22 protein-coding genes are annotated in these 25,621 nt (G+C 70.0%); 12 read left to right on the top strand and 10 right to left on the bottom strand.

Going from position 1 to position 25,621, the window contains the following annotated elements; genetic code table 11:
- Window positions 1–598: 598 nt before the first annotated feature.
- Complete coding sequence (locus tag ABD259_RS13850) at window positions 599–1,063, top strand: hypothetical protein (RefSeq protein WP_344101134.1); 465 nt, start codon at window positions 599–601, stop codon at window positions 1,061–1,063.
- 325 nt (window positions 1,064–1,388) lie between these two features.
- Window positions 1,389–4,460: a DEAD/DEAH box helicase gene (locus ABD259_RS13845; RefSeq protein WP_412759356.1), complete on the top strand. Its 3,072-nt coding sequence runs from the start codon at window positions 1,389–1,391 to the stop codon at window positions 4,458–4,460.
- Between the two features lie 41 nt (window positions 4,461–4,501).
- Here the strand turns inward: ABD259_RS13845 and ABD259_RS13840 are convergent, their stop codons facing one another.
- Window positions 4,502–4,966 (bottom strand): PTS sugar transporter subunit IIA, encoded by a 465-nt coding sequence (locus ABD259_RS13840; protein WP_344162738.1) that lies wholly within the window; start codon window positions 4,964–4,966, stop codon window positions 4,502–4,504.
- A gap of 349 nt (window positions 4,967–5,315) precedes the next feature.
- Here ABD259_RS13840 and ABD259_RS13835 point away from each other — a divergent pair, with 349 nt between their 5' ends.
- Window positions 5,316–6,197, top strand: coding sequence for an Fpg/Nei family DNA glycosylase (locus ABD259_RS13835; RefSeq protein ID WP_344162735.1), 882 nt, complete (start codon window positions 5,316–5,318; stop codon window positions 6,195–6,197).
- Between the two features lie 39 nt (window positions 6,198–6,236).
- Here the strand turns inward: ABD259_RS13835 and ABD259_RS13830 are convergent, their stop codons facing one another.
- The 3 genes from ABD259_RS13830 to ABD259_RS13820 all read right to left on the bottom strand — a co-directional run bounded on the left by ABD259_RS13830 (window position 6,237) and on the right by ABD259_RS13820 (window position 7,954).
- Complete coding sequence (locus ABD259_RS13830; protein ID WP_344101126.1) at window positions 6,237–6,431, bottom strand: DUF1918 domain-containing protein; 195 nt, start codon at window positions 6,429–6,431, stop codon at window positions 6,237–6,239.
- A gap of 281 nt (window positions 6,432–6,712) precedes the next feature.
- Window positions 6,713–7,336 (bottom strand): phospholipase, encoded by a 624-nt coding sequence (locus ABD259_RS13825; RefSeq protein WP_344101124.1) that lies wholly within the window; start codon window positions 7,334–7,336, stop codon window positions 6,713–6,715.
- Between the two features lie 150 nt (window positions 7,337–7,486).
- Entirely contained in the window at window positions 7,487–7,954 is a 468-nt protein-coding gene (locus ABD259_RS13820; protein ID WP_344101122.1) for a hypothetical protein, read from the bottom strand.
- Window positions 7,955–8,221: 267 nt separating this feature from the next.
- Here ABD259_RS13820 and ABD259_RS13815 point away from each other — a divergent pair, with 267 nt between their 5' ends.
- The 5 genes from ABD259_RS13815 to ABD259_RS13795 all read left to right on the top strand — a co-directional run bounded on the left by ABD259_RS13815 (window position 8,222) and on the right by ABD259_RS13795 (window position 14,080).
- A complete protein-coding gene (locus tag ABD259_RS13815) occupies window positions 8,222–9,895 on the top strand; it encodes an ABC transporter substrate-binding protein (protein ID WP_425573520.1) in 1,674 nt (557 codons plus the stop codon).
- Window positions 9,896–9,988: 93 nt separating this feature from the next.
- Complete coding sequence (locus tag ABD259_RS13810) at window positions 9,989–10,993, top strand: ABC transporter permease (RefSeq protein ID WP_344101118.1); 1,005 nt, start codon at window positions 9,989–9,991, stop codon at window positions 10,991–10,993.
- Window positions 10,993–11,949, top strand: coding sequence for an ABC transporter permease (locus ABD259_RS13805; protein ID WP_344101116.1), 957 nt, complete (start codon window positions 10,993–10,995; stop codon window positions 11,947–11,949). The genes ABD259_RS13810 and ABD259_RS13805 overlap by 1 nt, the downstream gene beginning before the upstream one ends.
- Window positions 11,950–11,954: 5 nt before the next feature.
- Window positions 11,955–13,031, top strand: a complete 1,077-nt coding sequence (locus tag ABD259_RS13800; protein WP_344101325.1) for an ABC transporter ATP-binding protein — start codon at window positions 11,955–11,957, stop codon at window positions 13,029–13,031.
- Window positions 13,028–14,080: an ABC transporter ATP-binding protein gene (locus tag ABD259_RS13795; RefSeq protein ID WP_344101114.1), complete on the top strand. Its 1,053-nt coding sequence runs from the start codon at window positions 13,028–13,030 to the stop codon at window positions 14,078–14,080. The genes ABD259_RS13800 and ABD259_RS13795 overlap by 4 nt, the downstream gene beginning before the upstream one ends.
- 8 nt (window positions 14,081–14,088) lie before the next feature.
- Here ABD259_RS13795 and ABD259_RS13790 read toward each other — a convergent pair whose 3' ends face one another.
- The 5 genes from ABD259_RS13790 to dhaK all read right to left on the bottom strand — a co-directional run bounded on the left by ABD259_RS13790 (window position 14,089) and on the right by dhaK (window position 17,789).
- On the bottom strand, window positions 14,089–14,526 hold the full coding sequence (locus ABD259_RS13790) for a PIN domain-containing protein (protein WP_344162729.1): 438 nt from the start codon (window positions 14,524–14,526) through the stop codon (window positions 14,089–14,091).
- 38 nt (window positions 14,527–14,564) lie between these two features.
- A complete protein-coding gene (locus ABD259_RS13785; protein WP_344101110.1) occupies window positions 14,565–14,810 on the bottom strand; it encodes a CopG family transcriptional regulator in 246 nt (81 codons plus the stop codon).
- Between the two features lie 98 nt (window positions 14,811–14,908).
- Window positions 14,909–15,958 carry a threonine aldolase family protein gene (locus tag ABD259_RS13780; RefSeq protein ID WP_344162726.1) on the bottom strand — a complete coding sequence of 350 codons (1,050 nt, stop codon included), beginning with the start codon at window positions 15,956–15,958 and terminating at the stop codon, window positions 14,909–14,911.
- 121 nt (window positions 15,959–16,079) lie between these two features.
- Complete coding sequence (dhaL, locus tag ABD259_RS13775) at window positions 16,080–16,724, bottom strand: dihydroxyacetone kinase subunit DhaL (protein WP_344101106.1); 645 nt, start codon at window positions 16,722–16,724, stop codon at window positions 16,080–16,082.
- Window positions 16,725–16,790: 66 nt separating this feature from the next.
- Window positions 16,791–17,789 (bottom strand): dihydroxyacetone kinase subunit DhaK, encoded by a 999-nt coding sequence (dhaK, locus tag ABD259_RS13770; protein WP_344101104.1) that lies wholly within the window; start codon window positions 17,787–17,789, stop codon window positions 16,791–16,793.
- Between the two features lie 230 nt (window positions 17,790–18,019).
- Here dhaK and dhaM point away from each other — a divergent pair, with 230 nt between their 5' ends.
- Window positions 18,020–18,412: a dihydroxyacetone kinase phosphoryl donor subunit DhaM gene (gene dhaM, locus ABD259_RS13765; protein ID WP_344101102.1), complete on the top strand. Its 393-nt coding sequence runs from the start codon at window positions 18,020–18,022 to the stop codon at window positions 18,410–18,412.
- A gap of 72 nt (window positions 18,413–18,484) precedes the next feature.
- On the opposite strand, the gene ABD259_RS13760 is transcribed toward dhaM, so the two are convergent.
- Entirely contained in the window at window positions 18,485–20,050 is a 1,566-nt protein-coding gene (locus ABD259_RS13760; RefSeq protein WP_344162723.1) for an MFS transporter, read from the bottom strand.
- Window positions 20,051–20,110: 60 nt separating this feature from the next.
- Here ABD259_RS13760 and ABD259_RS13755 point away from each other — a divergent pair, with 60 nt between their 5' ends.
- From ABD259_RS13755 to ABD259_RS13745, 3 genes are all read left to right on the top strand, one after another.
- The gene (locus tag ABD259_RS13755) at window positions 20,111–20,530 is read left to right on the top strand and encodes a MarR family winged helix-turn-helix transcriptional regulator (protein ID WP_344101098.1); all 420 of its coding nucleotides are present in this window, start codon (window positions 20,111–20,113) and stop codon (window positions 20,528–20,530) included.
- An 870-nt stretch (window positions 20,531–21,400) separates the two neighbouring features.
- Window positions 21,401–21,838, top strand: coding sequence for a hypothetical protein (locus tag ABD259_RS13750; protein ID WP_344101096.1), 438 nt, complete (start codon window positions 21,401–21,403; stop codon window positions 21,836–21,838).
- On the top strand, window positions 21,835–25,602 hold the full coding sequence (locus ABD259_RS13745; protein ID WP_344162721.1) for a caspase, EACC1-associated type: 3,768 nt from the start codon (window positions 21,835–21,837) through the stop codon (window positions 25,600–25,602). The genes ABD259_RS13750 and ABD259_RS13745 overlap by 4 nt, the downstream gene beginning before the upstream one ends.
- Window positions 25,603–25,621: the final 19 nt, after the last annotated feature.

Raw genomic sequence — 25,621 nt, 5'->3', positions numbered from 1 at the left:
ATCGCGGAATTTCGCTGCGGTCGGATGCAATAACCGAGCGTCGTGATAGCGCGAGCGCGATCAGTGGCGAAGTCGAAAGCAATGCCTGCGCATTTTATCGCCCCTGGCGTGCTGATCGTTTCCTTCACGTGCCCATCGCCCGGTTCACCGGCCGGTCCGGCGCACCCCGTGATCGCCGGGAATATGTTCCCCTCCGGCCGGGTGGGGCGGCTCGGACAACAGTCATTCCCGGACTCTCACCGGCGCGCCGAGAGCACCCGAACGGGGCTGGAGGCGCGGCAGGGTAGGCCCTGCCGCGCCTCCCGCGGTTCCTCGGGACACCACTGGATCCCGACACTCGTGCTGTCCGGTCGACAACAGGATGTCAGGGCGGAGAAGTGCGGAATCATGTCGCGCGTTCACCAAGAAATCTTCGAGAAACGATGCGAAAGAAGGTCCTGTCGCAATACGCTCACAATCCCCTGAAGCTATCCATGCGCTCCGGGCGGTCCTGTGGAACCCGGTTGCGGATGGAGACATCTGGAGGCACGCCATGTTCGCGTTCGGTGATCAGTTACGCGAAATCCTGGCAATACCCGGTGTATGCGGCGCGGCTTTGGTGGATTATCAAAACGATCGTGTCGTCGCCGCTATCGGACCGGACCCCGCCGCGGAGCGCGAACAGGCCCGCAGGTCGGCCAGAGCCGTCGGCCAGGTCGTCGGCGACCGCCTCTTCCGCGCGCGGCACGCATGCGGGAAGGGGGCGCTGGACGACCTCGTCATCACCCGGGGGAACACCCGCTTGCTGGTGGCGGCGGTGCGCGCCGGACCGGGAGCGCGATTGTGCGTCCAGGTCAGGATGGACCGCCGCGACGGCAACCTCGCCTTCGCCCGCAGACGGTTGCGCGGGGTCCTGCGCCCGCCCGCGCGCGCCCGGCCCGCACCAGCCCCCGAGCAGCCCCACGCCCCCCTGCCGCCCCGGCCCCGCCGGCCCGAGCGTCCGGTTCCGGGAACCACGCTGGTCGCCGACCGCCCCGACACCGCCACCCTCTACCGTGTCCTGAAGGCGCTGAAAGAACTCTGAGTGCCGCTGCCGCATGGCGTGACAGCAGCCTCGCGCCTGGCGGCGCGGACGGTCTGAGACCGCCGGTCCACCGCCGTCACCTGGACCTTTTTCTCGGTTCTCGCTGCGGGCCCATCAGCGATGGCGCACAATGGGGGCCATTGGCCGGATGTGATCCGCTGCTCACCTCCCGCCCGGCCGGTTCAATCCGCGATACACCATGGGGTGCGACGTGTCGGTCCCTTCTCCCGACTCATCCGTTCGGGACCGCCGCAGAGGCGGCCCGGCGCGTGAGGAAAACAGTCCGCGGTCGGCAGATTCCAACGGCGATGTGACCGTCATGATCGTGCCACCCGCAACACGGTCCCGACCGGCTGCCGCCACCCCCGCCCCGCAGCCGGAACCCCACCCCGGCCATCACCGCACCACCGACGGCCGCGTCCGCGCGCTCCTCGACTACTACCGCGCGTGCGTCCACCGCGAGGCCGTCGTGGACCACCTCATCGAACTCGGAGCCGCCGACACCCCGAGCGCGTCGAGCGGGCACCACTGTCTCCCCGCCGGGGCCGAGACGCTTTTCAGCGGAGCGGCGGAGGACCTCCGCATCCCGGCCGAGGCCGACGGCGTGCTGCGGGCGGCCCGCCGCCACGGCCGCCCCCTGCGCTACGGCTACCCTGTCGTCCTCCTCGCTCCTGGCGCAGAGGGCGGCGACGGCGTCATCGACTCCCGCTGGCACGCCGCCCCACTGCTCGTCACCGACGTCGAACTCGTCCCCGGCACCGACGAACCCCGGGTCCGCGCCGTCTCCGCGCCCGACGTCAACCCCGCGCTGCTCCGCCGGGTCGGGATCACCGACCCCGAGGAACTCGCCGCCCTGCGCGCCGTCCTGCGCCACGGCAGCCCCGAGGGCGACCGCCCGCACGACGCCGTCGTCCTGGACCTGGAGGCCAAGGTCCGCACCCTGCTCACCCGCCTCGACATCGATCGGGTCGACGACATCGTCCCGCATGCGACGCGCGGCACCCTGCCGCGGTCCCCCCGCGCGGGCGCCCACAATGTCGCGGTGCTGTTCCGCGCCGGTCCGGACGAGCACCCCGCGGGCGACGAGGAACGCCCGGGGACGGTCGCCGGGCTGCTCGCCGACCTCGACCCCGGGCACCGCGACGGCCCCCGGCCGGGTCAGGCCGAGGGCACCGCGCTCGAAGCCCTGCTGGAGGGCGAGGTTGGAACGGGCGCGCCGCGCACGGCGCCGCCGGGGCGGGCCGCTCGGGGCTCCGAAGCCACGCGCGACGATTCCGTCCTGCCCGTGGCCGACGGCCGCCTGAGCGAGGCGCAGTACGCGATCCTGCGCTCGGCGATGCGCGAGCACCTGACGACGGCAGCCGCACCGCCCGGGACCGGCATGGCCGACCTCATCGACGCCGCCGTGCGCACCGCCGTGGTCGCGAACCAGAGCGTGCTCGTCGCCGCGGCGGAGGAGCGACTGCTGGACCGGATCGTGCGCCGAGCTGGGGAGGCCCCCGACCACCTGATCCTGCGCACCGGCCACGCCGACCACCGGACCAGGGAGATCCGCACCCTGGAACGGCTCGTCGAACAGCCGGCGGCACCCCCCGACCTCACCCCGTACAACGGCAGCCTGCGGGACGACTGGTCCCGGGTCGACAGCGCGTGGAAATCCATCGACGCGATCGCGCGCAACGGGCACTCTCTCGCGCGTCTGGCCGAGCAGCGCGTCGAGATGATCGGCCAGGGGTGGGACCCCGACGCGCTCTTCACCCCCGAACACGGCGACCCCGGTTACTGGTTGCGGCGCGCCGAACGGGCGCTGGGCGGCGGGTTCGTCGGGCTCGCCCACCGCTCGGCCATTCGCCGCGAACTCGGCGTGGAGCCCACCCCCGAGAACCTCCAGCGGCTGTGCCGGGTGGCTCGGATCGAACTCGACTGGCGCACCGCCCTCGACCGGCGCCGCCGGACCCCGATGCTGGCCGGACTGCTGGCCGACCTGGAAGCGGCGCAGGCCTGCCACCGCCTCTCCGGCGACTCCTGCCTGCGCAGCGTCGTCTCCCGGCGGGCCGGCCAGGGCCGACAGGCGCTGCTTACCCGCCTGGAGACCCTCAACTGGCACCACACCACCGGCTGGCCGGGGTTCGCCCAACTGCTGAGTGTCGTCCCGGCCTGGGCGGTCGGCGTCCGCGCGGCACGTGCCCTGCCGCCGCAGGCCGGGCTGTTCGACCTGGTCGTCGTGGCCGGGGCGGAGCACTGCCGGATGGCCGAGGTGCTGCCGCTGCTCTACCGCGCCAAGCGGGCGCTGGTCGTCGGCGACCCTGCGCAGCCCGCCCCGCCCACCCTCCTCGAACCGGCGGAGGAGCAGCGGCTGCGCGGTGCCGCGGGCCCCACCTGGCTGGAGCGCCGTCCGGAGCTCGGCTACGCGGGATACTCCGCCTACACGGCGTGCGCCGCCGCGACCTCCGCCCGGCACCAGGACCTCTGGCTCGACGAACACGACCGCTCCCACCCGACCATCGCCACGCTGGCCTCCCGCCACTGCTACGGCGGCCGGATCGCCGTGACCACCGAGCCCGAGAACCTCCCGGCGCTGGAGAGCCGGCCGGCGAACGGGGATCGGTCGGCGCCGCCGTCGCCGATGGTCGACAGTGGCGCCCGGGCCGTGGAATGGCGGCACTTCTCCGGGGACTGCGAGCCCGTGCCCGGCGCGTCGGGGATCAACCGCGAGGAGGCCTACCGGGTCGCCGTGGTGTTGCAGGAGCTCGACGGCGCCCTGCCCGAGGAGACCGCGATCGGGGTCATCGCCCCCTTCCAGCCGCAGTGGGCGCTCCTGCGCAGACTCGTTCGGCGGCAGGGCTTTCGCCGGAAGATCATCGTGGGCGGCACCGAGGAGTTCCGGGGCGAGGAGAGCGGCGCGGTGGACGTCATGGTGGTCTCGCCGGCGGTGGCCGCCGGCGCTCCCGCGCGGCTCGTCGACCGCGCCGTGCGTTCCCCGGCGTGGGCCATCGCGCTCACCCACACAAGGTCGCGGCTGATCGTTGTCGGCGACCGCACGTTCTGGTCGGACACCGACAGCCCGCTGCGCGACCTGTGCCCCTGCACCGACCCCGTCGAGGAGGAGAGCGCGGCGCTCGGCGGCCTGCGCTCCGCGCTGCGCGCGCGAGGCGCCCCGGTCACCCAGCGCCCGTCGTTCCACGGACACCAGGCCGACCTGTGCGTCGACACCGGCCGGGGACCGGTCCTGGTCCTGCTGGACCACGCCCGCAGCGGCCTGGAACTGCGGCGACTGCTGGCCCACGGCGAGCTGCTGACCCGCCTCAGCGGCCACCCCACCGTGTGCGTTCCCGCGTGGCGCTGCCTGGACGACCCGAGTTCGGTGGTCGACGAGATCCTGCATGGCGGCGACTGACCCGCTTTCCGCACCACCGTCGCGGCAGCTACCGGCCGGGGTCACGACATGACCAGCTCACCGGCCACGGAGTCCGCGATCGCCCGGGCGTCGGGGGCCGCCAGCAGCGTCGCCCGGACGTCCGCGTGCTTGAGCATGCGCGCCAGCCCCGCGATGATCCGCATGTGCTCCTCACCGCCGCTGGCCGGGGCGGCGATCAGGAAGATGAGCCGGGCGGGACCGTCCGGACCCGCGAAGTCGACGCCGTCGGCGCAGACGCCCACGGCCAGACTCGGCACGGTGACGTGCGCGGAGCGTGCGTGCGGCAGCCCGACGTGTCCGGGCATTCCGGTGGGCATGCGCTCCTCGCGTTCGCGCACGTCGGAGAGGAAACCCTCCAGGTCGGTGACGCGGCCCGTCACGTACAGCAGTTCCCCGAGCCGCCGCATGGCCTCGTCCCGGTCGGCGGCGTCGAGTCCGGTGTCGACCAAATCAGCGGTGATCAGCGGCGTCTCCGAGTCGCTCATCGCAACCCTCTCTCAGCTGGGGGGCGGGCGTGCGCGGGACAGGAGGAGCGGACCGCGCGGGAGAATGGGGACCCCGGCGGCCATGTCGGCCTACACGACCGTATGAATACTCTGCGTCATCAGCCTGTGCGCCGGGTCGGCGGGGTGTCAAGGGCTCGCCGGTACTGACCCGCTTTGGACCGCCTCTGGCGGCCCAAAGCGGGAGGAACGGCCAAGATCGGGCGGGGTTGAGGCGGTCCGGATGGAAAGGGGGACGCTGGACCGTTTGACCGCGGGTGGGCGGTCCGACGGATAGAGTGCGGATCGGCCGCCCCCGGGTGCGGCCGGACGATGACGCGGGAGGAGCGACGTGCCCGAGGGCCACACACTGCACCGGCTTGCCAGCCACTTCACCAAGCACTACGGCGGTTCCCCCGTGCGGGTGAGCAGTCCGCAGGGACGGTTCGCCGACGGGGCGCGGCGGATCGACGGCCGCACCCTCCTCGGCGCCGAAGCCCACGGCAAGCAGCTCTTCTGCGGGTTCGACTCCGGCGAGTGGCTCCGCGTGCACCTCGGCATCTACGGAGCATGGACGTTCGGCGACGCCGATGGCGAGCGCTACCTGGGCGCCCCGCGCGCGGAGAGTGGCGGCCGGCGCGAGCTGGAGCGCGACGCCGACGGGTTCGTCGTCGCGCCGCCACCAGTGGGCGCCGTGCGGGTGCGCATCGTGAACTCCTCGGGCTGGGCCGACCTGCGCGGGCCGACCGCCTGCGAGCTCATCGGCGAGGAGGAGAAACGGGCGGTCCAGGCCAAACTGGGTCCGGACCCTTTGCGCCCCGACGCCGACCCAGAGCGGTCGTGGCGGGTGATCAGCCGGTCGCGTACGACGATCGCCGCGCTGCTGATGCGCCAGGACGTCATCGCCGGGGTAGGCAATATCTACCGGGCCGAGTCGCTGTTCCGTGCGGGGATCGATCCCTACCGGGCGGGCCGCGACCTCACCCGGCGGGAGTGGGACACCCTGTGGGCCGACCTCTCCGGGCTGCTCGCCGACGGTGTGCGGGAGGGCTACATCATCACCACCCGGCCCGAGCACCGCCCCGACCCCGAGGCGCGTCCGGTGCCGCGATCCGACACGCTCTACGTCTGCTACCGCACTGGCGAGCCGTGCCGGGTCTGCTCCTCGCCCATCAGCGCCGCGGAGCTGGCCGGCCGCAACCTCTACTGGTGTCCGGGATGCCAGGCCCGATGACCCCGCGCGGTGCCACCGGGCCGGTGCCCGAGCGGAGGGTCAGTCCATGGGCCGGCGTGGCTCCACGATGCAGTCGGGGCCGGGGAAGATCAGGGATTCGTGGCCGTCCTCGAAGCGCACGCGGTAGGGGGGTTCCCCCTCGGTACCACGGACTTCGACGATCTCCCCGACATGCTCTTTCATACCGACAACGCGACCCTTGATGTGAACTCGGTCGCCGACGGTTGCGTGCATTGGGATCTCCCTGATTGCGGACTCGAACTTCTGCGGTGGCGGCACGAATGTCCCATGCGCCACACAGGTGGGGACGTACCCAGCCGCCTCGGCGCCTGAACGTAGCCGCCCCGACACGCGACGGCGCCCCGGCCGGAGCCGGGCGCCTGGGCCTGCGGACGTGTTCCCCCACAGAGGGGGCGAGGCGGCAACGGACGCCGCCTCTGGCAGCTCACGCGGGGCCACGAGGGCACCGCCCCCGGACACCTCTCCCGCGGGCGGTGGGGTGAGGGACGCCGGGGTCAGCGCACCGGGAAGTCCTGGGCGATCTCGACCCGGTGCTCCTCCTCGAAGTCCTCGATGATCCGGTCGGCCTCGGCCTGCGTGTCGGCCCGTTCCAGGTCATCGGCCACCTCGACGAGGTTGTCCACCTGGGCTTCGGCGTCGCCGCGCTCCAGCGCCTCGGCGGTGGTGGCGCCCGAGCCGCCGTACTGGCGCACGGCGCTGTAATAGATGTCGGCGACGGCACGGCACAGCCAGTCGCCGCCGCAGATGCCGTAGAGGTCGTCGCGGAAGTTGTCGTCGATCTTCAGCCGGTTGGGTTCGGTGAACCGGGTCTGCTTCTTGTAGTTCCGGTAGCCGAAGTCGTGGCGCTTGCACCCGGGGGCGAAGTTGTAGCCCAAGGGCTCGTTCGGGGACCAGCTGCAGGAGTCGGAGCTCCAGTCGAGCTGGTCCGCGTGCGGCGCGCTGTCACGGATGGTGATGAACCGGCTGAGGCTGACGCTGAAGAGGTACTCGTCGGTGACCCGGCGCAGTTCCTCGGGCGTCAGGTCGGCGTGCGCCGTTCCGGCCATACCGAAGGCGAGCAGGGCGGCGGAGGCGACGGCGATCACGGAACGGGATGCACGCCGGGCAAGGGGACGCATGTGGGGGATTCCCTTCCGTCGCTGGATGAAGTCTCAACCATTGACTAATAGATGAGATCCCCGGCGCAGCGGAAGGGCACATCGACGAAGGGACGGTGACGGTTCTGTAATCTTTGGGCAACCTCGGTCCACCTCCCACGCGACCCCGCGTCAGCCTGGCGAGGCCTCGCTGGTGAGTTCCCAGGCGATGGTGTCGGCGAGGTCGTCGGTCAGCTCCGCATCGCCCAGTCGGCGGGCCAGCCGTGCGGCGTCGAACACCACGTGGAACCCGAGCGCGCGGGCCTCGCCCGCGCTCATCAGCGCGTACTCCTGCCACAGCGTCGGGTCCACGGCGATCACGTGCATGTCCTCGTTCTGCGGCACGGCGCCGGGCTCGTGGGCCTCGTAGAGCTCGCGGATGTCGTCGGCCTCCACAGCGGGGACGTTGCGTTCGGTGAGGTAGACCTCCTCCAACACGGCGGCCTGTCCGATGGAGAGGGCTCCGGGGTCGTACCCGAAGTCCGCGGCCAGGACATCCAGCCGCTTCGCGATCACGCCGACCTGCCGGTCGACCGCTTCCGCGCTCGCCGGGCCGTAACTCGCGGCCCTGACACGCGCCGCCAGCTCTTGGATGTCCACTGAGTCGCTCCCTAGCTTCCGAGGGGGTTGTCCTTCTGATGGTGAGGACAGGTTTCTGCCCTCACCATGCTCCCATTCGTCAGGGGCCCCACGCGCCACAATGGCGATATCGGAATTCCGCCCATCGATAAACAGACAGTCCGGGGAAGCGCGGAACGGACACGGTTGCATTGATGATGCGTTACATATTCCCGATCTGTGGTTCGGGCGATTAGGGTTCGTCTCAACGACCGCAGTGCCACCGGCCCCCCATTAGTGAGGTGGACAGTGTTCAATCCGGAGCCGTCCAGACCGCTCTCGATCACTGCGATTGCGATGATCACGGCATTGATCGCCACAGGTTGCGCGGAAAGTACCCGAGACGGCGCTGGCGGTGATTCCAACGAGAGCCAGCCCCTGGTGTTCGCCGGAGCGGGGGATCCGCGTTCGGTCGACCCCGTCCTGACCAACGACGGTGAGACATTCCGCGTCACCCGGCAGATCTACGACACCCTGCTCACCCACGAACCCGGCGGCACCGAGATCGTCGGCGGCCTGGCGGAGTCCTGGGAGCAGTCCGACGACGGTACGGAGTGGACCTTCAAACTGCGCGACGGAGTGAAATTTCATGACGGTGAAGACCTCGACGCCGAGGCGGTATGCGCCAATTTCGACCGCTGGTACAACTTCACCGGCAACTACCAGAACAGCAACCAGACCTACTACTGGCAGAACACTTTCGGGGGATTCGCCGAGAACGAGGACAAGGATACTCCCGAGCCCAACTTCTCCTCGTGTAGCGCGCCCGGCGAACTGACCGCCGTGATCAAGGTGAAGGAGCCCTCGGCCAATTACCCGGGCGCGTTCAGTCTCGCCTCGTTCGGGATCATGAGCCCTAAGGTCATCGCGAAGGTCGCCGAGGAGAAGGTCACCGGCGATCCCGGTTCCCCCGTGCTCCCCGCCTACACCCAGGAGGCCGGGACGGTCGCGGGCACCGGACCCTACCGGCTCGTCGACTGGGACCACGACGCCCAGGAGGTCACGCTCGAACGGTTCGACGACTACTGGGGCGAAAAGGCCAAGGTCAAGACCTTGATCATCAAGACGATCTCCGAGGAGGCCGCCCGCAAGCAGGCCCTGGAGGCCGGTGACATCCACGGCTACGACCTCGTGGCCCCGGCCGACATGGAGCCGCTCAAGGAGGCCGGGTTCCAAGTCCCCGTCCGCGACGTGTTCAACATCCTCTACCTCGCCTACCAGCAGGAGACCAGCGAGGAACTGGCCGACAAGAAGGTACGCCAGGCCATCGCCCACGCCGTCGACCGGCAGCGGATCGTCGACACCATCCTCCCCGAAGGCGCCAAGGTCGCCACCCAGTTCATCCCGGAGACCGTGGAGGGCTGGTCACCGGACGTCACCACCTACGACTTCGACCCCGAGAAGGCCAAGTCGCTGCTCAAGGAGGCCGGACACGCCGACCTCGATATCGACATGTGCTTCCCCACCAAGGTCAGCCGGCCCTACATGCCCGCACCGCAGGACATCTTCGACATCATCAAGGCCGACCTCGAAGCCGTCGGCATCACCGTTACGGCCAACTCGATGCCCTGGGGCGACTACATCCCCTACACCGACAGCGGTGGCTGCAGCCTCTACCTGCTCGGCTGGACCGGTGACTTCAACGAGGCCTTCAACTTCCTCGGCACCTGGTTCGACGGATACGACAGCGGATGGGGGTTCCGCAACGAGGAGCTGTTCGCCCTGATGGACGAGGTGTCCTCCACACCCGGCCAGGAGCAGCGCACCAAGCTGTACCAGGAGGTCAACCGGGAGATCATGGACTACCTCCCGGGCCTGCCGATCTCCCACTCGCCTCCGGCGATCGCGTTCGCGCCCAATGTCGACCCGCCGGCCGTCAGCCCGCTCACCCAGGAGAACTTCTCCGAGGCGTCCTTCTCCTAACCGCCCGTGCGAGCCGCGATGCCCGACCCCGGTCGGCCGACGCCATCGGCCGACCGGGACTGCCCCCGGACCACGTGAGGAGGCGGCCCCCAGGTGCTGCGCTTCATCGTCAGGCGGACACTGCAGCTGGTCCCGACCCTCTTCGGCCTCTCGGTGCTGCTGTTCTTCTGGCTGCGCCAACTGCCCGGCGGGCCGGAATACGCCCTGCTCGGCGAGGACGCCACCGCCGAACAGAGGGCGACGCTGCGCCGAGCGCTGGGCCTCGACGACCCGCTGATCGTCCAGTACTGGCGGTTCCTCACCCGCCTCGCCGAGGGCGACCTCGGCACCTCCCTGCAGACCGGGCGCCCCGTCCTCGACGAGTTCGCCCTGCGGTTCCCGGCGACCGCCGAACTCGCCATCGCCGCCATCGTCATCGCCGTCGGCGTGGGAATCCCCCTCGGCTACCTCGCCGCGCGGCGCCGCGGCGGCATCCTGGACTCCGCCGTGGTCGGCGGATCCCTCATCGGGATCTGCACCCCGGTGTTCTTCCTGGCCTTCGTGCTCAAGGTGATCTTCGCCGAGCACCTCGGCTGGTTCCCCTCCGCCTTCCGGCAGACGCCCGGATTCAGCGCGACCCGCGTCACCGGCTTCTTCGTCCTCGACGGGCTGATGACCCGGGAGTGGGACTCCGCCTGGGACGCCATCACGCACCTGGCGCTGCCCGGGCTCGCCCTGTCCAGCATCCCGCTGGCCGTCATCGTGCGGATGACCCGGGCCAGCGTGCTGGAGGTGCTCGCCGAGGACTACGTGCGGACCGCCGAGGCCAAAGGCCTCCACCGCCACGTCGTGCGCACCCGGCATGTGCTGCGCAACGCCATGCTGCCGGTGACGACCGCGATCGGCCTGCAGACCGGTGCCCTGTTCGCTGGGGCGGTGCTCACCGAGAGCGTCTTCGCCTTCGGCGGCATCGGGTCGTTCGTCTACGCCGCCACCCAGACGCGGGACTACCCGGCGCTGCTCGGCTTCATCCTGATCATCGCCTGCATGTATGTGCTGATCAATCTGCTGGTGGACATCTCCTACAGCCTCCTCGACCCGAGAGTGCGGGTGAGCTGATGCCGACAAAGGCCGAGAGGATCGACCGGCTCGCCGAACTCACCGCCGCCCGCGCCGAGGAAGGGCGCGGACACGGCGTCTGGCGCGAGGCCTTCGACCGGCTGCGCCGCAACCCCATGGCCATGGCCGGGGCCGCCACCGTCCTGGTCTTCGTCGTCGTCGCGGTCGTCGGCCCGTGGCTCGCCCCCTACAGTCCCGTCGCCCAGAACTGGGGCGACGAGGTCTTCCCCAACCAGAACGTGTTTGTCGGGCCGCGCGCCGAAAACTGGCTCGGCCTGGACAACCTCGGCCGCGACCAGTTCTCCCGCATGGTCGTCGGGGCACGCCAGACCCTCCTGGTCGGGGTGGTCGCCACCCTGCTCGGCTTCAGCGTCGGCGCGCTCCTGGGAGGGTCAGCCGGTGCCGCCCACGCTCTCGGCCGACAGTGGGGGCGGCGGCTCGACGCGGTGCTGATGCGGTTCACCGACATGATGCTGGCCGTGCCCGCGCTGCTGCTGGCCGTCAGCGTGGCGGCGCTGCTCGGGCCGAGCCTGGCCACGGTGATGATCGCGGTCGGTGTCGCGCAGGTCCCCATCTTCGCCCGGCTGCTGCGCGGCGCAATGATCGCCCAGGCCGGACGCGACTACGTTCTGGCCGCCCGCGCGCTGGGCGTGCGCACGCGCCGCATCGCCCTCGTCCACATCCTGCCCAACTCCCTGGGGCCGGTGCTGGTCCAGGGGACGCTGACGTTGGCCACCGCGATCATCGACGCCGCCGCACTGTCCTACCTGGGGCTGGGCAACCCGGACCCGTCGATCCCCGAGTGGGGCACCATGCTCGCCGACGCGCAGCGCTTCCTGGCCGGCGCACCGCAGCTCGCGGTGTACCCGGCGCTGGCCATCATCGTCACCGCCCTGGGCTTCACCCTGCTCGGCGAGGCGATGCGGGAATCCCTCGACCCCCGAGTGAGGACGTGACGCCGATGCCCCTGCTCACCGTGGACGACCTGTCGGTCACCTTCTCCGGTCGCGGACGGCGCGACGTCCGGGCGGTGGACCAGGTGTCGTTCACCCTCGACGAGGGACAGGTCGTCGGGCTGGTCGGGGAGTCCGGGTGCGGCAAGAGCGTCACGTCCCTGGCCCTGATGGGGCTGCTGCCGCGGCGGGGCGTCACCGTCTCCGGACGCGCCCTGTTCGATGCGGGCGGTGCGTCCGACGGCCGGTCCGCCCAGAGCCCGGTCGACCTGCTCACGCTGGCCCCGGAGCGAATGCGCGACCTGCGTGGCTCGCAGCTGGCCATGGTCTTCCAGGACCCGTTGTCGTCGCTTAACCCCGTGGTGCCCATTGGCCGCCAGGTCACCGAGGTCCTCGCCCGCCACCGGGGGCTGCGCCGCGCCGCCGCCCGCGCCGAGGCAGCCGACCTGCTGCAGCGCGTGGGTATCCCCGACCCCACCCGGCGGCTCCGGGAGTACCCGCACGAACTGTCGGGAGGCATGCGGCAGCGCGCGCTGATCGCCATGGCGGTCGCCTGCCGCCCCCGGCTGATGATCGCGGACGAGCCCACCACCGCCCTCGACGTCACCATCCAGGCGCAGATCCTGGAACTGCTGAAAAACCTGGTCCGCCAGGAGGGGACCGCCCTGCTGATGATCACCCACGACCTGGGTGTCGTGGCCGGGCTATGCGACGAGATCAACGTGCTCTACGCCGGAAAAGTCGTGGAGGGCGCGGCGCGGCGGCGCCTGTTCGCTGAGCCGGCCCACCCCTACACCGTGGGGCTGCTGGGCTCGATCCCGCGATTGAACGCGCCGCGGGAGGAGGCCCTGACACCGGTCCGGGGATCGGTGAACGACGACATCGCCTGGGCCGACGGCTGCGCGTTCGCGCCCCGCTGCGACTCCTACACCGTCGAGTGCCTGGGCGGGCCACCGGAGCTGCGCGGTGGGCGGGAGGGCCACCACTACCGCTGCGTCCACCCCGTCACCCACCGCCCGGTCGCGGCCCGGGGGAGGCACCGGGCGGTCGGCGACGCACCCCCGAGGGAAGGAGGGTCCCGATGAGCCCGACCGGGCGGGAGACCGTGGCCGGTGCGGACCTGCTGGAGATCGCCAACCTCAAGGTGCACTTCCCGATCCGCAGCGGCGTCCTCGTCGACCGGACCGTCGGCTACGTCTACGCGGTCGACGGCGTGTCGCTGGCGATCCGGCGCGGGAGCACCTACGGCCTGGTGGGGGAGTCGGGCTGCGGAAAGACCACGCTGGGCCGCGCGGTGCTGCGACTGGTCGACATCACCGCCGGGAGGGTGTGGCTGGACAACGCCGACCTGGCGCACATGCCCGCCGAGGAGATGCGGCGCACGCGCCGCCGGGCGCAGATGGTCTTCCAGGATCCCCTGGGCAGCCTCAATCCCCGGCAGAACGTCGAGTCGATCCTGATGGAAGGGTTGATCGCGCACGGCATCGGGGAGAGCAGGGAGGAACGGCGGGCCACGGTCATCGAGGCGCTGGAGGCCGTGGGGCTGTCGAGCGCGGTCCTGCCGCGCTACCCGCACGAGTTCTCCGGCGGACAGCGCCAGCGCATCGGCATCGCCCGCGCGCTGGTGCTCGAACCCGACCTGATCATCTGCGACGAGCCCGTCTCCGCGCTCGACGTGTCGATCCAGGCCCAGGTGCTGAACCTCCTGGAGGAGCTGCAACGGGCGCGCGGCCTGACCTACCTGGTGATCGCGCACGACCTCGCGGTGGTGCGGCACGTGAGCGACACGGTGGGCGTCATGTACCTCGGCGCCCTGGTCGAAGAGGCCGACAGCGACACCCTCTACGCCGCGCCGATGCACCCCTACACTCGCGCGCTGATGTCGGCGGTGCCCGTACCTGATCCGGATGTGGAGGACGCCCGGGAACGCGTCCTCCTGCCGGGGGACCTGCCCTCCCCGGCCTCGCCGCCACCCGGCTGCCGGTTCCATACCCGCTGCCCGTGGCGGCAGGCGGAGCGGTGCGCCACCGAGCGCCCCGCCCTGCGGACCGTGGCGGACGGACACAAGGTGGCCTGCCACTACGCCGAGGAGATCGCGGCGGGCGAGATCCAGCCCGACATTGGCCAGGCCTAAGCGCTCGGTTAACGTCCGGGCAACCGATCCACGTGGGCGACCCGCACGCGATTGTGCCCCTCGGTGAGTTTGCTCAGGTGGGGCAAGTCCGACGTGATGATCAACGCCTCCTGGAGGTGGCCCAGCCGCTCGTGCCGTTCCACGTACAGGGTCGCCGTTGCGGCAAGTGCGGCGTCCACTGACTGATCGGTGTGCAGCCCCGCTGTGCCGATGAGTTCACCTGCGCGAATGCCGATCTCGGGAGTGACGTCTTCGACCTTGATCTTGTTGAGGATGCGGTGAACTCTGGCGTCACGCGGCTCGCCTCGGATGATCTCGGCGAGTACAACCGCGAAGGTGGCGACCCGCGCGCCTCGGATCCGGGCCGCCTCAAGCCGAGCTCGCACCATTTCGCCGCCAGGACTCTTCTCGGTGGCGCGCATGATGCCCTCGTTGTCGAGGAACAAGCACCCACCAACACCTGGCCTGGGCCGTTTGCGAGCGTTCACGCATCATCCCATTCAGCGAGAGCGGCGGCGACCTCGTCCTCCGTCGGCGCTCCGAATTCATCGGAGAGGTCATCGACAAGTTCGGTCAGGCGATCGCGTTCGATCTTTTCGAGTAGTGCCTCGGTCACGTATGCGGAGACATGCCCTTTGCCCGCGCGGTCACGGATTGCGGAGGACAAACCCTTGGGCACTGTGGCGCTGAGCTTCTCCGTCCCTGTGTCCAGCTGTACAGCCTCGTCCATAAAGTAATCATACCATTGGTGGGATTACCCTTGGATGGCCAAGCGAACTCCGAGACGCCGTCGTGCCGCCGAAGCACAGTCCGCCGTGGCGCGTCTGGCTACCAACCGGCCCTGAGCCGTGATAGCTCGGGCGCGCCACCCCGTGCCGTGACCGCGGCGCCGATCGCCGCGATCGCGGTGTCGATGTCGGCGTCACCGATCTCCAGGTGGACGACCAACCGGACGAGGTCGGGGCCGATCGCCACGCACCGCACACCCTGCTCGGCGAAGTCGGCCGCGAAGCCGGGCGCCTCGCCGGGCTCCGTCGTCACCAGGACCATGTTGGTCCGGGACTCGGCGGCCAGGCCGGTGGCCGAGGTGATGCCCTTGGCCAGGCGCGCCGCCCGGCTGTGGTCATCGGCCAGGCGGTCGATGTTGTTGCGCAGGGCGTAGAGCGCGCCCGCCGCGATGATCCCGGCCTGGCGCATGCCGCCGCCGAGGAGTTTGCGGGCGCGCCGCGCCCGCTGGATCGTGTCGGCGTCGCCCGCGACGGCCGAGCCGACGGGGGCGCCCAGGCCCTTGGAGAAGCAGGTGGAGACCGTGTCGAACCCGTCGGCCACCTCGGCGGGGGCGGCGCCGAGTGCCACCGCCGCGTTCCACAGCCGCGCCCCGTCGAGATGCGCGCGCATGCCGTGGGAGTGGGCGAAGGCGGTGACCCGCCGCTGTTCGGACAGCGGGACGACCCTGCCGGTGAACGTGTTCTCCAGGCAGAGCAGGGCCGGGCGGGCGCGGTGCACATCGTCGATCCCCGCGCTCCAGCGTTCGAGCAGCGCGCTGTCGGGAACCGCGTCGGGCGCGTCGAACGTTCGGGGCACGACCCGCGCCAGAACCGAGCTGGCCCCCTGCTCGTTGCCGAGCACGTGGCTGGTGGCGTGGGCCCAGATCTCCTCGCCGCTGCGTGCCGAGACGTACACGGCGATCTGGTTGGCCATGTGGCCGGAGGGGACGTAGAGCGCCTGCTCCTTGCCGAGCAGGCGCGCGGTCTCCTCTTCGAGCGCGCGGATGGTGGGGTCTTCGCCGAAAACGTCGTCGCCGACCTCGGCCTCCGCCATGGCTCGTCGCATGTCGGGGGTGGGTTTGGTGACCGTATCCGAACGAAGGTCGATCATGGTGCGCTGTCCTTCCGTCGGCTCGGGTCCACTGCGTCGGCGGCAATCACCCTAATGAGCGCAGGCCCGTACCCGATTCAGAGGGGCGCCCGAGCCGCCCCCGCCCTCACCCCTGGCCTTCTCACCCCTCGTCCCGCGTGCCCAGGACACCGGCGAGGGCTTCGAAGACCAGGGCAGTGGAGGTCGCGCCGGGGTCCTGATGCCCGATGCTGCGCTCGCCCAGGTACGACGCGCGGCCCTTGCGCGCGAGGAGGGGGATCGTCGCCTGCGCCCCCTCCCCGGCGGCGGTCGCGGCCGCGCGCGCCGCCCCGAGGAGGTCGTGGCCGTCGCCCAAGGCGGCCGTGAACGCGTCCATCGCCGGGGCATAGGCGTCGATGATCGTCTTGTCGCCGGTCTGGGCGCCGCCGAGCTTCTGCACCGCCTCCAGTCCGTCGCGCAGAGCGTCGGCGAGGTCATCGGCGGTGGCTGTGGCGCCCGTGAGTCGTTTTCCCGCCGCACGGAAGATCGAGCCGTAGAGGGGGCCGGAGGCGCCGCCCACCGTGGAGATGAGGGTCCGGCCGCTCAGCGCGAGCAGCTCGCCGACCGTGGCGGGCTCCGTCCCGGCGAGTTTCTCGGTTACGGCGGCGAAGCCGCGCCGCATGTTGGTGCCGTGGTCGCCGTCGCCGATGGCCGCGTCCAGAGCGGAGAGCCGCTCCGCGTTGTCGTTCATGCTCGCGGCCGTCGCCTGCAGCCACGCGCGGGTCATCTCGATGTCCAAGGTGCTCATCGCTGTTCCTCGTCCTGCCCCGTCGGTTTCTCGGGTTCGTTTCTGTTCCGTCTGATCCTCCGCCGCTCAGGTGCCCCACCGCAGCGCCGGAGTGCGTACCGGCGCGTCCCACAGCTCGACCATCCGGTCGTCGGCGTGGCAGACGGTCAGTGACGCCCCGGCCATGTCGAGGCTGGTGACGTAGTTGCCGACGAGGCTGCGGGCGATGCGGACACCGCGCTCTTCCAGCCGCCTGCTCACCTCGCCGAAGAGGACGTAGAGCTCGATCAGCGGGGTGCCGCCCATGCCGTTGAGCATGACGATCGCGGGGGAGTCCGACGACGGCGGAAGGTCCTCCAGGACGGTCTCGACGAGCTCGGCGGCCAGGTCGCTCGCGGGGCGCATCTTCTCCCGGCTCCGGCCGGGCTCGCCGTGGATGCCCACGCCGACCTCGATCTCGTCGGAGGGAAGGTCGAAGCCGGGCTTGCCCGTGGCGGGGGTGGTGCAGGCGGTGAGGGCGATGGCGAACGAGCGCGAGGAGGCGTTGACCCGGCGCCCGATGTCGGCCACGGCGGCCAGGTCGGCGCCCTGCTCGGCCAGCGCACCGGCGATCTTCTCGACGAACAGGGTCGCGCCGGTGCCGCGCCGCCCGGCGGTGAACGTGGAGTCCTGTACGGCCACGTCGTCGTTGACCAGAACACTGGCGGTCTCCCGGCCGTCGTCGGCGGCCAGTTCCGCGGCCATCTCGAAGTTCATGACGTCGCCGGTGTAGTTCTTCACGATGAACAGGACGCCGAAGCCGGAGTCGACGGCGGAGGCGGCGCCGAGCATCTGGTCGGGCACGGGGGACGTGAAGATCTCTCCGGGACACGCGGCGTCCAACATGCCGAGGCCGACGAACCCGGCGTGCAGCGGCTCGTGTCCGGACCCGCCGCCGGAGACCAGGGCGACCTTTCCGGGCCGGGGCGCGTCCGCGCGGGTGACGAACCGCCGTTCGACGTCGACCGAGAGTTCGGGGTGGGCGGCGGCGACTCCGGTGAGGGCGTCGCCCAGGACGGTGTCGGGGCTGTTGACGAACTTCTTCACGACGCGTACCTCCTGCTCGGACTCCGCCCCGCCGCGGTCGGGTGGCAGGAAGGAGCGGACGGATGGAAGAGCGAGATCGGTTGATGGCCCGGTAGGGGAAGTGTGGCGGAAATGGTGAGAATGGGACAGGGGCAAACCGGCGTGATCGGGAAGTGAAAATGACCTACCCGCTGATCCGCGCCCGGAACACCCCTTCCACGTCGGGAAAGGCGGGGGTAGGGTCGGCTTCCATGACAGCCAGGGTGGGCATCGTCCTCGTCTCGCACAGCGCCGAACTCGCCGAGGGAGTGGCGGCGATGATCGGCGAACTCGGCACCGAACACGTGGACGTCGCGGTGGCGGGGGGAACGGACGACGGCGGGCTTGGCACGTCCTACGCCAAGGTGAGCTCGGCGATCGAGAAGGCGGGATCGGGCGCCGGTGTGGTCGTCCTGGCCGACCTCGGCAGCTCGGTGCTGACCACCAAGATGGTGCTGGAGGACCAGCCGGATCCCCAGGTGCGCCTGGTGGACGCGCCCTTCGTGGAGGGCGCGGTCGCGGCCAAGGTGACTGCCGGGAGCGGTGCCGACCTGGCGATGGTCGCCACCGCCGCCGAGGAAGCCCGCGACTTCCGCAAACTCTGACCGACGCCAGGTCCCGGCCCCCCGTCCCCGGTCAGGGGACGGGGGGCCGGGCGTCGGAGGCGTGGGGCACCCCTACACCGTCGTTCTCAGATCGGCGGTCTCGGTGTTCTCGGAACTCTCGGTCGGCGCGGTCGGCCGTCGGCCGAACAGCAGGGGGAGGGCCGTCAGCGCGACGCCCAGGAGGGCGACCGCGGTGACGAAGTACAGGCCGGGCTGGAACTGCGCGAGCATCTGCTCCGCGGTGGCGTCGGAGGTGGCACCCGCGCCGGTGGCGTGGTCGACTGCGATGAGCGCCGTCGTGACGGCGAGCACCAGCGCGCCGCCCACCTGCCCCGAGGTCTGGACCAGACCAGCGGCCAGCCCCTGCTCGTCGTCGTCGACCCCGGCGGTGGCCTGGACGTTGATGGACGGGAAGCCCAGCGCGAAGCCGACACCGAGCAGCAGGGCGGTCGGCAGGATCATCGTGGCGTAGACGGGGTCGGTGTCGACGCGGAGGAAGAGCAGGTACCCCGCCGACAGGGCGAGCAGCCCGGCGGTGATGAGGCGCGGGGTGCCGAACCGGTCGATGAGGCGGTCGGAGAAGAACGCGCTGAGGGCGACCAGCAGTCCGGTGGGGAGGAGGGCCATCGCCATTTCGAGCGGGGTGCGGCCCAGCGCCTGCTGCAGGAAGAGGGTGAGCAGGAACTGGAAGCTCGCGAACGAGCCGAACAGGGCCATCATGGCGACGTTCGCGCGCACGAGGGAGCCGACGCGCAGGATCCCGAGGCGCACGAGCGGGTGGGCGACGCGCCGCTCGGTCATGATGAACGCGGCGACGAGCGCCGCGGCCACGAGGAACAGGCCGACGGTCCGCGGATGCAACCAGCCGATCTCCGGTGCGGTGACAACGGAGTAGACGAGGACCAGCATGGCCGACGTCGAGGTGATCGCGCCGAGCAGGTCGTAGCCGCCGGTGGCGTCGGGGCGGTCGCGGGGGATGAGGGCGAAGCCGACGATGAGCGCGGCGATGGCGATGGGGACCGGGAAGAAGAAGGTCCAGCGCCAGCCGATGCCGGTCATCAGGCCGCCGAAGATGAGCCCGGAGGAGAACCCGCTGGCGCCGAAGATGGTGTAGATGGACAGGGCGCGGTTGCGGTGTCGGCCTTCGGCGAAGGTCGTGGTGATGATCGACAGCCCGGTGGGGGCGGTGAAGGCCGCGGCGACGCCCTTGAGGCAGCGGCTGGCGATGAGCAGCGGCCCGCTGTCGACCACGCCGCCGAGCAGGGAGGCGAGGGCGAATGCGGCCAGGGCGATCAGGAACACCTTGCGCCGCCCCATCAGGTCGGCGGTGCGGCCGCCAAGGAGCAGCAGGCCGCCGAAGCCGAGCACATAACCGCTGACGACCCACTGCAGCTCGGCCGTTGCCAGGCCGAGCTCCGCCCCGATGGACGGCAGCGCCACACCGATCATCGACACGTCGAGGGCGTCGAGGAAGAGCGCGAGGCACAGGACGATGAGCAGGCCCCAGCGGCGGAGGGGCCAGCCCTGCCCACCCGAGGGGGCAGGGGAGGCGTCGGAGGCGGAGTGGGGTTGGGCAGGCGGGACGACAGATGTAGGCGCGGTGGAAGTCACGAGCCGAGAGGTTACATGTCGGCGCATCTAATGTCGAAGCATTAAATGTGGGTGCATAAAATGTTCCTGCATGTTAGGCTCTTGGCCATGACGCCGACACGTGACGTGGATCTGGCCTCCAGATGGCGGGAGCTCCTCGCTCGCTACCACACCCTGTCCTGCGCGCTCGATCGCGCGCTGCAGGAGGGGCACGGCATCGGCATGAGCGACTTCGAGGCCCTCGACCTGCTCATCGACGCGGACCACGAGAAACTCCGCATGCAGGATCTGGCCGCGGGCATGTACCTCAGCCAGAGCGCCCTGTCCCGCACCATCGCCCGCCTGGAAAGCCGAGGCCTCGTCACCCGCGCCATGTGCTCCGACGACCGCCGCGCCGTCTTCGTCGCCCCCACCGACTCCGGCCGAGCCCTGCACACCCAGGCCCGCCCCACCCACCGCGCCGTCCTCGCCGATCACCTCGACCGCCCCGAGGGGCCGCCGAGGCCCGATGGGACGCAGTGCGCCTGAGGTGAGCAACGGCGACGGCGCCCTCCAAAGGCATCGCCCACCGGCCCCGCCACGAGCTGCCCCGCCGCGAGGCCGATCAGGCACACGCTCAACGTGAGCTGCGCCGTAGTGTCGGCCACGCCCAGATCCTCCGCCGCGCTAGGCAGCGCCGGCAGGTCCACGACAGCGGCGCAAAGAGGTCAGCGCCCCCAGCTCCTCCCAGCGCCAACACGATCAGCCGGGGGCACGTTCACCCCCGTTTCTCAACCCCGAGGGGCGCGTCATCGCGCACAGCTCGGGTCGACCCCCGTGTTCTGTCCATTGACGGGGTCACCGGGCTGACCCACCAGCGGAGGCCGACACGAGTATCAATGGACCCGGTGATCCCACCCATACGGTCCGCCGTCACCGAAGCCCCTCCGGTCGACATCCTCAGTGCATGAAGTGATGCTGCTACCTGCGGATCCGTATTCCGACGCCATTTCTCCCCGGAAAACGACTGCGCTGGATCGTCCGGCACGCGCTCGATGAGGGGGTGAAAAGGTTTTTCACGCTGAGGCGTAACGCGGTAGTGCGGTGGCCGGGGGCCTTACTTTCGCGCGGCACCAGCCTGGGTTGGTGCGACGTACTGATGGCTGTGGGTGTCAGGCGCATCCGCTCCTCGGAGGGAAAGTGGGGAGCGGAACCGGAATCAGCGGAGCGGCATGCGTGCCGTTCTCATCCATCGCGGCGGGCGCGAGAAAACTCTGGCCGGAAACGGCCATTGTTAGCCATGCTCGACCGTAGTGGTCCAATGACTGCTAGACGTATCGATCATGTCTGCATCAGGACACTCTCGATATCGCGCGGGGCGATCGTCGAGGAGCGAAGAAAAAGGAAAGCGGAGGGGCGATGGAAGAAGGGCAGGGAGTGGCGGGACTGACGGTCTGCATCGGTTTCGAGGACGACGTCACAGCACGGGAAGCTGATCAGCACACCAGGGACCTGATGCGACAGCTGTGGCAACTCGACATCGACCGGGTCGATATGGCGCGAGGGGCGCCGCGGCCGGGAACGAGGGCCGATGCGCCTACGCTCCTGGGAGCGATCACTCTCGCTGGTCTATCCGTCAAAACCGTCCTGCCGCATATCGTCACTGTCACCACCGCTTGGCTGGAACGGAGCGCCCAGAAGTCCGTCACGGTTGAAGCCGACGGTGTGAAACTGGAAGTGAAGGGCGGAGTGAAGCCGGAGGACGTCGCGGCCTTCCTCGCGATGATCGAGGGCGGAGAAGCCCAAGGCGACAAACGCAGGACCAGCGGCCCTCAAGACGAGGGCGAGGACCGGTGAGACGGGTCGCCATCCTGATCGGAACGTGTAACTACGACGATGGTGCCCTGGAAGACCTGCGATCTCCGCGGGCAGACGTCGACGCCATCGAGCGGGCCCTGAAAGCGAACGGCGAGTTCGATGAGATCGTCCCGCTCCTCGAACCGACACGCGGTGAAGCCAGTCAGGCGATAGAGGCAGCGCTCACCACCGGGAAACCGGACGATCTGATCCTCATCTCGTTCTCCGGGCACGGCGTGCTGGACAGGTACGGGCGCTTGCACCTCACCTTCCGGGATACGCGCCAGAACAGTCCGCTATCCACCGGCCTGTCGTCGGAGGCGCTGCAGCGGATGCTCCAAGACTCCCGGGTGACCAGCAAAGTCCTCCTTCTCGACTGCTGCTACAGCGGTTCCTTCGCCGACGGATTCACCACACGATCCGGCCAGGACACAGACACCATCAACTTCCAGCGGGAGTTTCTTGAGGAACGGGGAGAGGGGACGTACGTCATCGCCTCCTCAGGCGCGAACCAGCCAGCGCATGAGGGAGCTAACGCGGCCGGTGCCCACCCTTCGCCGTTCAGCGACGCCGTGGCCCGGGGGCTGTCCGGCGAGGCGGAGGACACCGACGGTACTGGCTGGATCGACTGGGAAAGCCTGCACAGATTCGTTCGGCGGGAAGTGGAGCGCGATGGGCGGCAGCGGGTCACCGGTTTCGCTCTGGGCGCGGTCGGCCGCGTGAACCTCGCACGGCATGTCGAGTCGGCGACGGCGGTAAGCGCGCATGGGAGTCGCACCCCTCCGTCAGGTTCTGCCGAGAAGGGCGCGGATCGGACCCGTGGCGAGCGAGTCGCGCCGGGGGCAGAGGGCTCGGCGCACGCCGGCTCCAGCGAGTCAGGACCGCGCGGAGACCCGGACGCCGACTTCGGTCTTCGACGGTGGACGTCGCTCTTCACCTACTACCGGGCGTGCTTGTCTCGGCAGAGTGTCCTGCAGCAGCTCCCGGACGCGAAAGCGACGAAGGGCGCGCGGCACGCAGCCTGTGGGATGGGCAAGGAGCGGCTGCTGAGCGGTACCGACGAACGGTGGAGGCTGACCGGTGACGCTGAACGGCTGGTGCGCAGCGCGGCAGCCAGCCACCAGGCACTGCGCTACGGGTATCCCGCCGTGGTATTCGACGCCGCAGCCCGGCGCCGGGGAAAACGCTCGGAGTGGAAGGTCGCGCCGCTCTTCGTGATGGATGTCGAAGCGGTACAAGAGGACGACGGGCTGTACTTGCTACCCGTGGGGGAGATCGAGCTCAACGCCGAACTGGCCGCCTCCGTCGCCGACCTCGACCCACCGGACCTGGAGGAACTGACCACCTGGTTCAAGGCGGATTGGGCCAGTGAAAGCCTGTCCAAACTCGGGGACAAGGCGCGCAGCGTCTGCAAGGTGCTCGACCTGGAGTGCGTGAACGCCCTCGAACCCGGACGTCTGCGTGACCGACTGGATCTGGCGGTGCCTCTGCGGACCGGAGCGCAGAACGTCGCCCTCCTGCATGTGGCGGACCTGGCCGCGAGAGCTGTCAAACAGCTGATAGGGGACCTCGACGCCCCCAGTGAGAACGCCATGAAGCCGGATCGCATCGACGGTACCGCGCTCGCGGCGCTCAGCGGCCGAGCTGAGGCCAGACCTCCCCAGCAGCCCTTCACCCCGGTGATCACCGGACTCAGCAACACCTCCCAGGAGGAGATCCTCGCCTCCGCGATGACCCGGCGACTCACCGTCGCCACCGGAGCCGCGGGAACAGGTAAGAGTGAGCTCATCACCTCCGTCGTCACCAGTGCGGTGACGGCCGGTCAGTCGGTCCTGATCGCCTCCACCAACAACACGGCCGTCGATGAGGTGGTCCGGCGGGCGAACAAGCTGCTTGATGACGCCGACCTGATCGTTCGCACGGGCAACGCCGAAGAACGCCAACGCGAGCGAGGCATCCTGTCCGACCTGCGCGCCGCCCAATTCGACCGGATCGACGTGCGGACACTGGCCGAAAAGCTGAAGGTCCATGAGCGGCAGCTGGGCGAAATCCGCTCGGGCCTCGCCGATATCGCCGGGGCTGAACACCACCTCGCCGTGCTGGCTCCCGACAGGGAGCGAGAGATAGCAGACCTGCCCGGGGGTTTGACTCCGGAGACGTTCCGCGACATCGATACCGTGCGCGCCTGGGGCCAGCGGGTGGGGAAAGCGCTGGAAAGCCGATGGACGCGATGGTGGCATCGGTGGCGGATCCGGCGTGGGCTGGGGGTCGTTCCCGAGGAACCCGGACTCGTCGCGCTGCTCCGTTTCCTCGCGACCGAACGCTCCTGGCGAGCGGTACACGGGCGCCTAGCGAGCCACCCCGATCCGGCAGAGCTGTACAGGGCCGCGAAGGCGATCCGAGACGGCCGCCGCGCGGACAGCGCCCAGTTCGTTGTGGGGCAGGTGGCCGCGGCTCTTCAATCCGGACAGGACCATATCGACAACCGCCTCCAGGCGCTCGCCGAGGACAAGTCGTGGAAGGGTATCCCCGCCCTGGTGAGGACGGTCCGGGCCTGGGCGACAACGTCCCGGTCCGTGCGGGGGGTGCTCCCTCCTAACCCCGGCCTGTTCGACCTCGTCGTCATCGATGAGGCCAGCCAGTGCACGGTCGCCGACCTCATCCCACTTCTCTACCGGGCGAAACGCGCTCTCGTTATCGGTGACCCCCACCAGCTGCAGCCGGTGCACACCCTGGACCCAGCGGAGGACCAGCGGGCACAGCGGCTGGCCGGGATCGCCGAGCGTTGGCTGGACGAACGGTCGCTGATCTACAGCCGCAGCTCCGCCTACCATGCCGCAGCCGCGGCGCTGGCTCGGGCGGGAGGCCAGGTCCTGTGGCTGGACGAGCATTATCGGTGCCATCCGGACATCGTCGCCCCCGCCAATCGGCGCTTCTATGGGAATCGGCTGGCGATCCGCACGAACACGCAGAAGCTGAAGGAACCGATCGACCCCGCCGTGCAATGGATCGATGTGCGGGGAGAGCCCGAGCGCCCCGAGGGCGGCTCGTGCCGCAACCGTATGGAGGCCGACGCGGTCATCGAACAGCTGCGTGAGCTGTGGGCCCTGCCGAGTTCAACGTCGATCGGTGTCGTCTCCCCGTTCACGGCGCAGTGCCGTCTGGTCGAGAACCGGCTGGGACCGAAGGGAACGGACCGGATCCGTGTCGGTACGGTGCACACATTCCAAGGCGGGGAATGCGATGTCATCGTGGTCTCCCCGGCGGCCGCGACCGGAGTGGACCGCAGATCCGGGAATTGGGCCGTTTCCCAGCAGAATCTGTGGAACGTGGCCATCACGCGCGCCAGATCACGGCTGTACATCGTCGGTGACCGGGGCTACTGGTCGGAACGGGACGGCGTGCTCACGGACATCGCACGACAGACAGCCGCGGTGGATGGCCCCCTCCTCCCTGACGACACCGCGCGCGAATCGCTTTTCTCTGCGTTGCAGAAGCGAGGCGCGTCTCCGACAGTGGGCCGACGCCTCAACGGTTACACGTGCGACCTCAGCGTCCCGACGGGTGACGGAGAGACGGCCGTCTTCATCGACTGGGCCGGAACGGATCAGGGAGCGGCAGGGGACCTGGGGCGGGTCCTGTACCGGACCCTCGATCGGGTCGCCCTTTTCGAAGCCGTCACAGGCGTCCCTGCTCTGCGTGTGCCGGCCTGGCGGTGCTTGAGTGATCCGGACAGTGTGGCCTCAGAACTGCTTGCCCCCTGATCGGGTGCCCACAGGCGGG

This window comes from Nocardiopsis rhodophaea (genome assembly GCF_039530945.1).
In the GTDB taxonomy this organism is placed as follows: Bacteria; Actinomycetota; Actinomycetes; order Streptosporangiales; family Streptosporangiaceae; genus Nocardiopsis_C; species Nocardiopsis_C rhodophaea.
This window is presented reverse-complemented; position numbering and strand designations above follow the sequence as displayed.

Bases quoted from the DNA above. Each gene is read 5' to 3' on its own strand.
- ABD259_RS13760 (WP_344162723.1), bottom strand. From the start codon at position 20,050: ATGCGCCGACATGTAACCTCTCGGCTCGTGACTTCCACCGCGCCTACA.
- ABD259_RS13800 (WP_344101325.1), top strand. From the start codon at position 11,955: ATGCCCCTGCTCACCGTGGACGACCTGTCGGTCACCTTCTCCGGTCGC.
- ABD259_RS13750 (WP_344101096.1), top strand. From the start codon at position 21,401: ATGGAAGAAGGGCAGGGAGTGGCGGGACTGACGGTCTGCATCGGTTTC.
- ABD259_RS13785 (WP_344101110.1), bottom strand. From the start codon at position 14,810: ATGGACGAGGCTGTACAGCTGGACACAGGGACGGAGAAGCTCAGCGCC.
- ABD259_RS13825 (WP_344101124.1), bottom strand. From the start codon at position 7,336: ATGCGTCCCCTTGCCCGGCGTGCATCCCGTTCCGTGATCGCCGTCGCC.
- ABD259_RS13840 (WP_344162738.1), bottom strand. From the start codon at position 4,966: ATGAGCGACTCGGAGACGCCGCTGATCACCGCTGATTTGGTCGACACC.
- ABD259_RS13780 (WP_344162726.1), bottom strand. From the start codon at position 15,958: ATGATCGACCTTCGTTCGGATACGGTCACCAAACCCACCCCCGACATG.
- ABD259_RS13755 (WP_344101098.1), top strand. From the start codon at position 20,111: ATGACGCCGACACGTGACGTGGATCTGGCCTCCAGATGGCGGGAGCTC.
- ABD259_RS13805 (WP_344101116.1), top strand. From the start codon at position 10,993: ATGCCGACAAAGGCCGAGAGGATCGACCGGCTCGCCGAACTCACCGCC.
- ABD259_RS13830 (WP_344101126.1), bottom strand. From the start codon at position 6,431: ATGCACGCAACCGTCGGCGACCGAGTTCACATCAAGGGTCGCGTTGTC.
- dhaL (WP_344101106.1), bottom strand. From the start codon at position 16,724: ATGAGCACCTTGGACATCGAGATGACCCGCGCGTGGCTGCAGGCGACG.
- dhaM (WP_344101102.1), top strand. From the start codon at position 18,020: ATGACAGCCAGGGTGGGCATCGTCCTCGTCTCGCACAGCGCCGAACTC.
- ABD259_RS13795 (WP_344101114.1), top strand. From the start codon at position 13,028: ATGAGCCCGACCGGGCGGGAGACCGTGGCCGGTGCGGACCTGCTGGAG.